Origin of the sequence: Planococcus sp. A6 (genome assembly GCF_028823615.1) — a bacterium.
In the GTDB taxonomy this organism is placed as follows: domain Bacteria; phylum Bacillota; class Bacilli; order Bacillales_A; family Planococcaceae; genus Planococcus.
Window position 1 is genome coordinate 1 of sequence record NZ_JAPEHT010000194.1, and the last position, 4,119, is coordinate 4,119.

Consider the following 4,119-nt stretch of genomic DNA (forward strand, 5'->3'; position numbering starts at 1 on the left):
GGCTCGATTCCCGCCCGCGGAAAGCGAGCGATAAGCTTCGGAAAATATGACTTCTCGCCTTTCTAGACAAGATGAAAACGCTAATCCCCATCACAAGGGAATTGCGTTTTTTTATTGCCTGGAAATATGAACGAAGAAGAGATCGATGCAGCTTCTGATACGAAAAGTTAAAAAAGTACAGATGATGTTAAAAGAGTGCTAGTGAAAGCGCTATCATTTAAGTTTTCAGAATTTATACTTAAGAAGTAATTACTTATATTTACAAAGGGAGAGGGGAAAAGATATGAAAAAGAATGTTAAAGGGTTTTTGCTGCTGACGATTCTGGTGTTGTTCGCTTTGGCTTTAACCGCATGCAATAGCGAAGGGGAAGAAGGTTCAGGATCAGGTTCAGGTTCTGGGGTGGATGTCGGAATCGTCTTGCCGACAAAAGATGAGCCGCGTTGGGTGCAGGATGAGCAACGCTTTAAAGATGCACTTGCGGAATCAGATTACTCAACTGAAATTCTCTTCAGCCAAGGGTCTTCAGCTAAAGAAAAAGAGAACGTTGAAGCTTTATTGAACAAAGGCATCAAAGTCTTGATCATCACTCCGCATGACGGGGCTGCAGCAGCAGCTGCTGTAGAAGCTGCAAAAGCGGATGACGTAACGGTTATTGCATATGACCGTTTGATCACGGATACGGATGCAGTTGATTACTACGTAACTTTCGATTCATTGGCAGTAGGTGCAGCACAAGCCCAGTATTTGATCGATAATGCAGAAGGCTCTGATATCCCGTTGTACTTGTATGCAGGAGCTTCTTCAGATAACAACGCGTTCTTGTTCTTCCAAGGCGCATGGGAAGTGCTTCAGCCGAAAATCGCTGACGGCACATTCAAGATTGCCAACTCCAGCGAAGCGGAAGCTTTGTCTGATACGAAAGAATTGGACCGCGACCAGTTGAGCAAAATCATCGGCCAGGTCACAACGAACTGGGATCCGAACGAATCCAAGAACAAAGCACAGACGCATTTGACTTCAGTAGGTGAAGACATGAAAGGCGATGTAGCAATTTTGGCGCCGAACGATGGCACGGCACGCTCGATTGCAGACGTGTTCGGATCGGATTCTGCTGTGACGGATTACACGATTACAGGACAGGATGCTGAGAAAGCGTCAATCCAATACATCATCGATGAGAAACAATCGATGACGGTCTTCAAAGATGTCCGCACACTAGTACAGGATGCAATGGGCATGGCCGTTGAAGTGTTGGACGGCAACAAACCGGAAACAACAGGTTCTTACGATAACGGAGCAGGCGAAGTGAAAGCGAAACAGACGGACGTTATCGTAGTCGATAAAGAAAATGTGAAATCCGAATTGATCGACACAGAATATTACGAAGCAAGCGAGTTTACAGGCATCGAGTAAAAACAATAGGACACAGGAATAGTGATAGCGCTGTCTATCACTATTTCTCCATTCTTTGAGGTTTTTGTAGGGGAGGCGTAGAAATGAGCGACTATATTTTAGAAATGAACGGTATAACCAAGGAGTTTACGGGAATCAAAGCGCTGGATGACGTCAATTTCAAAGTGGAACGCGGAGAAATCCATTGCTTGATTGGCGAAAACGGGGCAGGGAAGTCAACTCTCATGAAGGTGCTGAGCGGCGTATATCCCTATGGTACATATGAAGGGGACATCGTCTTCGAAGGGGAAGTCCAGCGGTTCAATGAAATCAACGATAGCGTCAAAGCCGGAATTGCCATCATCTATCAAGAGCTGGCGCTGTTTCCGGATCTGACGGTCTACGAGAATATTTTTGCCGGAAACGAAATCCGCAAAGGCCCGTTCGTGGATTGGAATGAAACGATTGTTCAGTCGGCGAAGATGCTGAAAAAGGTCAAATTGAATGTCGACCCGGAAACCTTGATCAAAGACCTCGGGGTAGGCAAGCAGCAATTGGTGGAAATCGCCAAGACTTTGAGCAAGGACGTCAAACTGCTGATTCTCGATGAGCCGACCGCTGCTTTGAACGAGAATGACAGCGAGAACTTATTGGACCTATTGAAAGAATTAAGATCGCAAGGAATCACCTGCATCATGATTTCCCATAAATTAAAAGAAGTCATTTCGATCGCTGACAAAGCGACCATCTTGCGGGACGGAAAAACGATCGTCACCTTGGACGCGCATAAAGGCGAAATATCCGAGAGTGTCATCATCAAGAATATGGTGGGCCGTGAAATCGCGGATATTTACCCGAAACGCTTGGATCATGAATTCGGCGGGACAGTACTCGAGTTGAACGATTGGTCGGCATACGACACTCAGCTCGGCCGCCACGTCGTGAAAAAAGCGAATATCCAAGTGAAACAAGGCGAGATCATCGGGATCGCCGGTCTGATGGGATCAGGGCGAACGGAACTTGCGCTGAGCATGTTCGGCAACCCGAAGAAATACAAAGTGGAAGGCGATATGCAGGTCAATGGCCAGAAAGTTCAATTCAAGCATACAAGCGATGCCATCAAAGCGGGAATTGCTTATGTGACCGAAGACCGCAAAGGCAACGGATTGTTCTTGATCAATGACATCAAGAACAATATCACAGCGGCCCATTTGAAAGGCATTTCGCAAAGCGGTGTGTTGAATTTGAATGAGGAAGTGAAAGTCGGTTCTGAGTACAGGCAATCGATGCAAATAAAAACCAGTTCGCTTGAATTGGCAGTCGGCAAGCTAAGTGGCGGCAACCAGCAGAAAGTATCGCTCGGCAAATGGCTGTTTACGGGTCCGAAAATCCTGATTCTCGATGAACCGACGCGGGGAATCGATGTCGGGGCGAAATTCGAGATCTACACAATCATGAATGAACTGATCAAGCAAGGCATGAGCATCATCATGATCTCTTCTGAATTGAACGAAATCATCGGCATGAGCGACCGCATCTACGTGATGGCGGAAGGCGCAATCACTGGAGAATTGTCGAGAGAAAATACGACACAAGAAGCCATTATGGAATTGGCAACGCAATAGGGGGTAGGTATCCATGAGTTTATTCAATGAAGCGCGCTTTCTCATCAAAACAAATATCCGCGATTACGGCATGTACATCGCATTGTTCGTCATCATGCTGACGTTTTCGGTCTTGACGGACGGCTTGTTCATGTCATCCCGTAACATCAGCAACTTGCTCGATTCAGCCGGCTATATCGCCGTGCTGGCAGTCGGCATGACGCTCATCATCGTCATCCGCCACATCGATTTATCGGTCGGCTTTGTCGCCGGCTTCCTTGGCGCCGTGGCGGCGATTTTCCTGACGCAGATGGGGTTGTCGGTGTGGATCGTCATTCCGATTGTCTTGGTGTTCGGGATCATCATCGGCTTGTTCAATGGCTTTTTGGTCGCGAAAATCGGCATCCCGTCGTTTGTCGCGACACTGGCCGGAATGTTGATTTTCCGTGGGGCTTTGCTTAATGTCACGGAATCGACAGGCACGATCATCGTCAACGACGATTTGTTCAATGCACTGGGCAATGGCTTCATCCCATCGCTCGTGGAAGTGAACGGCCTCCACTTGCTGTCGGTGCTCGTCGGGTTCATCGGCATCGCCCTTTACATTTACAGCGAACTATCCACACGCCGCAATAAAGTGAAATACGGCTTCGATGTGATTTCGCTTCCAATTTTTATCCTGAAACTGGTTTTTGTATCGTTCATCATCGGCTATATTACGTGGGTGCTGGCTGGATACAACGGATTCTCGTGGACGGTCGTCATTATGCTGCTCGTCGTTGTGATCTACCATTTCCTATCGACCAAAACTGTTCTCGGGCGCAATATTTACGCAGTCGGGAGCAACCCGGAAGCGGCTCATTTAAGCGGTATCAATGTCACAAAAATCACCATGATTGTCTTCGGTTCGATGGGCATGCTTGCCGCTTTGTCAGGTATCCTGTTCACAGCGCGCCTGCAGTCGGCAACAACGACAGCCGGGACTTTGTTCGAGCTTGATGCCATCGCCGCAGCGTATGTCGGCGGGGTTTCTTCAGCCGGTGGTGTCGGCAAAGTCACCGGCGCTATTATCGGCGCGATCGTCATGGCTTCCTTGTCGAGCGGCATGAACTTGCTCGGCGT

General features: G+C 48.0%; 3 protein-coding genes. All 3 read left to right on the forward strand.

Going from position 1 to position 4,119, the window contains the following annotated elements:
* The first annotated feature begins 283 nt into the window (after positions 1–283).
* Positions 284–1,414, forward strand: a complete 1,131-nt coding sequence (locus tag ON064_RS17365; protein ID WP_274625758.1) for a sugar ABC transporter substrate-binding protein — start codon at positions 284–286, stop codon at positions 1,412–1,414.
* 83 nt (positions 1,415–1,497) lie between these two features.
* Positions 1,498–3,018: a sugar ABC transporter ATP-binding protein gene (locus ON064_RS17370; RefSeq protein ID WP_274625759.1), complete on the forward strand. Its 1,521-nt coding sequence runs from the start codon at positions 1,498–1,500 to the stop codon at positions 3,016–3,018.
* Between the two features lie 13 nt (positions 3,019–3,031).
* The coding region (locus tag ON064_RS17375) for a sugar ABC transporter permease (protein ID WP_274625760.1) at positions 3,032–4,119 on the forward strand (1,088 nt) is incomplete at its 3' end.

Excerpts from the sequence above, each read along its gene's own strand:
- ON064_RS17370 (WP_274625759.1), top strand. The coding sequence starts at position 1,498 with ATGAGCGACTATATTTTAGAAATGAACGGTATAACCAAGGAGTTTACG.
- ON064_RS17365 (WP_274625758.1), top strand. The coding sequence starts at position 284 with ATGAAAAAGAATGTTAAAGGGTTTTTGCTGCTGACGATTCTGGTGTTG.